Annotated in this window: 3 protein-coding genes; all 3 read left to right on the top strand. The window is 35.1% G+C overall.

Translation table 11 applies throughout. The features are described from left to right. Positions 1 to 254 precede the first annotated feature (254 nt). The 3 genes from NEH74_RS12035 to NEH74_RS12025 are packed head-to-tail and all read left to right on the top strand — an operon-like array spanning position 255 to position 4,416. On the top strand, positions 255 to 1,919 hold the full coding sequence (locus tag NEH74_RS12035; RefSeq protein WP_055306060.1) for a glycoside hydrolase family 13 protein: 1,665 nt from the start codon (positions 255 to 257) through the stop codon (positions 1,917 to 1,919). Positions 1,920 to 1,955: 36 nt separating this feature from the next. Then, entirely contained in the window at positions 1,956 to 3,611 is a 1,656-nt protein-coding gene (locus NEH74_RS12030) for a PTS transporter subunit IIBC (RefSeq protein ID WP_055306061.1), read from the top strand. Between the two features lie 10 nt (positions 3,612 to 3,621). Continuing rightward, positions 3,622 to 4,416, top strand: a complete 795-nt coding sequence (locus NEH74_RS12025; protein WP_055306062.1) for an endonuclease/exonuclease/phosphatase family protein — start codon at positions 3,622 to 3,624, stop codon at positions 4,414 to 4,416. The last annotated feature ends 192 nt before the right edge of the window (positions 4,417 to 4,608 follow it).

Raw genomic sequence — 4,608 nt, 5'->3', positions numbered from 1 at the left:
TTATCTCCTACTCGATTTTTAGACAAAATAAATTTTATAACTATTTTTATACAAAAGAACAGTAATTGTCGAAAAACGTGTTATCGGTTACATGTTGATTGTCTGTTGTCTTCTTATTGTGAAAGCGATATAATCAAGGTGTCGAAGAAAGTAATGCGTTTACTTTCGGAACAGTTTCTGTTGTAAACGTTTTAAATGAAGGTGACACTTTACCATAAGCAGCAGGAAAGAAGAAAAAGGAGTCGTATGAGAAGATGAATAAAGTATGGTGGAAAGAAGCTGTGGCTTATCAAATCTATCCAAGAAGTTTTATGGACTCGAACGGAGATGGAATTGGTGATCTCAACGGTATTATTTTAAAACTTGATTATTTAAAAGCGTTAGGAATCGATGTCATATGGGTGAGCCCATTTTATAAATCACCAAATGATGACTGTGGTTATGATATTAGTGACTATAAAGATATTATGGATGAGTTTGGAACAATGGAAGATTTTGATCGCTTATTAGAAGAGGTACATAAGCGTGGAATGAAATTAATTGCAGATTTAGTCATCAATCATACGAGTGATGAACACCCATGGTTTATCGAATCTCGTTCATCGGTTGATCATCCAAAACGAGATTGGTATATTTGGCGTGATGGAAAAAATGGGGAAGAGCCGAATAACTGGGAAAGTATCTTCAGTGGTTCAGCTTGGGAATATGATGAAAATACTGGACAATACTATATGCATCTATTCTCAAAAAAACAACCCGATTTAAACTGGGAAAATGCTGAAGTACGTGAAGCATTATATGAAATGGTGAATTGGTGGTTAGATAAAGGAATTGATGGATTCCGAGTAGATGCGATTAGTCATATTAAAAAAGAAGAGGGATTAACAGATATGCCAAATCCCCACGGATTAAAATATGTTTCATCATTTGATAAACATATGAATGTGGAAGGGATTCATCCTTTATTAGCCGACTTAAAAGCAAATACGTTTGATAAATACGATATTATGACGGTAGGAGAAGCTAACGGCGTTAAAATTGAGGATGCTCATCTATGGGTTGGCGAAGAAGAAGGAAAATTTAATATGGTGTTTCAATTTGAACACTTAGGCTTATGGAAGGATAATGGCGATCAAGGAACAGATGTCCGTCAATTGAAAAAAATCTTAACAAAGTGGCAAAAAGGATTAGAAGGTGTCGGATGGAATGCGTTATACATTGAAAATCATGATTTAGCCCGTATTGTATCCACACTGGGGGATGATCAAAACTATTGGAAAGAAAGTGCTACATCTCTTGGAATGATGTATTTTATGATGAAGGGAACACCATTTATCTATCAAGGTCAAGAAATTGGAATGACGAATGTTCAGTTTGATAAAGTAGAGGATTATCAAGATGTTCAAAGTACGGGACTTTATTATTCTAAACTTGAACAAGGAATGAGTCATGAAGATATTATGGAAATTATTTGGGCCACAGCACGTGGAAATAGTCGTACACCGATGCAATGGAGTCATGAAGCAAATGGTGGATTTACAACTGGAACACCATGGTTAGCAGTTAATCCAAACTATCAAACCATTAATGTTGAAGCACAAGAAGAAGATCCAGATTCGATTTTAAACTTCTATAAAGAAATGATTGCTTTAAGAAAATCAGAAGATATCTTCGTTTATGGAACATATGACTTAGTGTTTGAAGATCATCAAGAGATTTATGCTTATACACGAACATTAGGTGAAAAACGTGTGCTTATCTTATGTAACTTAACGAATAAGCAAACAAGTATTAACTTAGAAAAGATCACAGTTTCAACGGATCAGTTATTATTATCAAATATCCCAGTTGAGGAACATGAGTCAATTCAAGAGTTAACATTAAAGCCATTTGAAGCACGCATCTACAGCTTAAATTAAGCTATGATGATATAGAGTTATTAGGAGGGAATAGTTATGAAAAAACCAGGATTTATGTCGTTTGATTTCTGGCAAAAATTTGGAAAGGCCTTAATGGTTGTAATTGCTGTTATGCCAGCAGCGGGGATTATGATTTCTTTAGGGAAATTAGTTGGAATGTCAGGGGGAGATATTGCTGTTATTGCAACGATTGCTACAGTGATGGAAGATATCGGATGGGCAATTATCGGAAATTTACATGTCCTATTTGCGGTTGCCATCGGGGGATCATGGGCAAAAGAACGTGCAGGTGGAGCATTTGCGGCTTTAATCGCATTCTTATTAATTAACCGTATTACGGGAGCATTATTTGGAGTATCAACAGCAATGTTGGCAGATCCAACTGCAACCGTTCAATCATTCTTTGGATCTGAGATGGTTGTTTCAGATTACTTCACTGAAGTTTTAGGCGCATCAGCTTTAAATATGGGAGTGTTTGTTGGGATTATCTCAGGGTTCTTAGGAGCATCATTATTCAACAAATACTATAACTTTAATAAATTACCACAAGCATTAGCCTTCTTTAATGGGAAACGATTTGTTCCATTCGTTGTTATCGGTGGATCAGTAGTGACAGCATTAGTTTTATCAATTATTTGGCCATTTGCTCAAGGAGCTTTAAATAACTTTGGTCAATGGATTGCAACTTCACAAGATACAGCACCAATTCTTGCACCATTCGTGTATGGAGCAGGTGAACGTTTATTATTACCATTCGGTTTACACCATATGTTAACTATTCCAATGAATTATACAGAATTAGGTGGAACGTATGAAATCTTAACAGGTTCAAATGCTGGACAAATCGTTGCAGGTCAAGAATCTTTATGGTTAGCTTGGGTAACAGATTTAAATAACTTAAAGTCAGCAGGTGATATGGAAGCTTATAACTCGTTATTAAATGCAGTGACTCCAGCTCGCTTTAAAGCAGGTCAAGTTATTTTATCAACTGCATCTTTAATGGGAGCTGCCTTTGCCATGTTCCGAAATGTCGATTCAGATAAAAAATCAGCATACAAATCAATGTTTATTTCAGCAGCATTAGCAACATTCTTAACAGGGGTATCTGAACCATTAGAGTTTATGTTCATGTTTATTTCACCTGTGTTATACTTATGCTATGCAATTTTAGCGGGATTAGCATTTGCTTTAGCTGATATTATTAACTTACGTATCCATGCTTTTGGTATCATTGAGTTCATTACTCGTATTCCAATGATGGCGAATGCAGGATTAACGGGAGATATGATTAACTTTGTCTTAGCATGTTTAGGATTCTTTGCTTTAAACTTCGGGGTGTTCAACTTTGCGATTAAAAAATTCAAAATTGCAACTCCGGGACGATTAGGAAATTATAATGAAGAAGATGAAACACAAGGAGAAGGATCAACATCAACAACAGCAGCATCTGGTAGTCAATTAGCAAATGATATCATTTTCTTGTTAGGTGGAGCTGAAAATATTGTAGATGTAGATGCTTGTATGACTCGTTTACGTGTGACAGTTAAAGATTCAGGAACTGTTTCAGACCAACCAGATTGGAAAGCAACAGGAGCATTAGGATTAATCATTAAAGATAATGGAATCCAAGCGATTTATGGACCAAAAGCAGACGTGTTAAAATCAGAAATTCAAGATATTTTAGGTCTATAGGAGATTATTTATGAAGTTATTAACCTTAAATTGTCATGCTTGGCAAGAAGAAAACCAAATTGAAAAAATTCAACATTTAGCACAAGTCATTAAAGAAAAACAATATGATGTCATTGCTTTACAAGAAGTCATGCAGTTAATTGACACAACGACTTCAGAGAAAGTAAAACAAGATAATTATGCAGTCGTTTTATTAAGTGAATTAATGAAGTTAGGCGTTAATGATTATAAATTTGTGTGGGATCTTGCTCATATTGGGTTTGATATTTATGAAGAAGGATTAGCCATTTTAACACGATGTGAAATTAACAATGCAAAATCTTTTTTAGTGACAAAGAGTGACGATATTAAAAACTTCCGTACTCGTCGTGTCATTGGGTTAGAAATCATGCATGAAAATCAACCCGTTACGGTATACTCATGTCATTTAGGTTGGTATCATGATGAAGAAGAGCCATTTCAAGGGCAAGTGAATGAATTAGTTGCGCAGTTAAATCCAAATCATCTCAATATCGTTATGGGAGATTTTAACAATGATGCAAATATTCGTGACGAAGGATATGACTATTTATTAAGTAAAGGTTTAATCGATACTTATAAGGTAGCGAACATAAACGATGAGGGAATGACCGTTGAAGGTAAGATCGATGGGTGGTCTGACAATAAAAAAGATTTACGTATCGATCTAGTTTTAACGAATCAACCAGTCAGAGTCAAGTCATCACATGTTATTTTTAATGGCAAAAATAAAGAAGTGGTCTCGGATCATTTTGGTGTCGAAGTGGAATTAGAATTAACTCATTAATACAAAACCCCGCTACTTTGGTAGCGGGGTTTTTATGAGGTAGGGAAAAGCTGTACTTTAGTTTCTTAGACCGATTAAAGGATTCAGGTAAGTAAAAATCTTTTCTGGAGTTTATTAAATTATGAAAATAACCATTAAACGAACATAAAAAGCAGCTGATAGATTTCAGTTGCTTTTTATGTGCGCCCGGCA

Origin of the sequence: Turicibacter sp. GALT-G1 (genome assembly GCF_025594995.1) — a bacterium.
GTDB classification, from domain to species: Bacteria; Bacillota_I; Bacilli_A; order MOL361; family Turicibacteraceae; genus Turicibacter; species Turicibacter bilis.
This window is presented reverse-complemented; position numbering and strand designations above follow the sequence as displayed.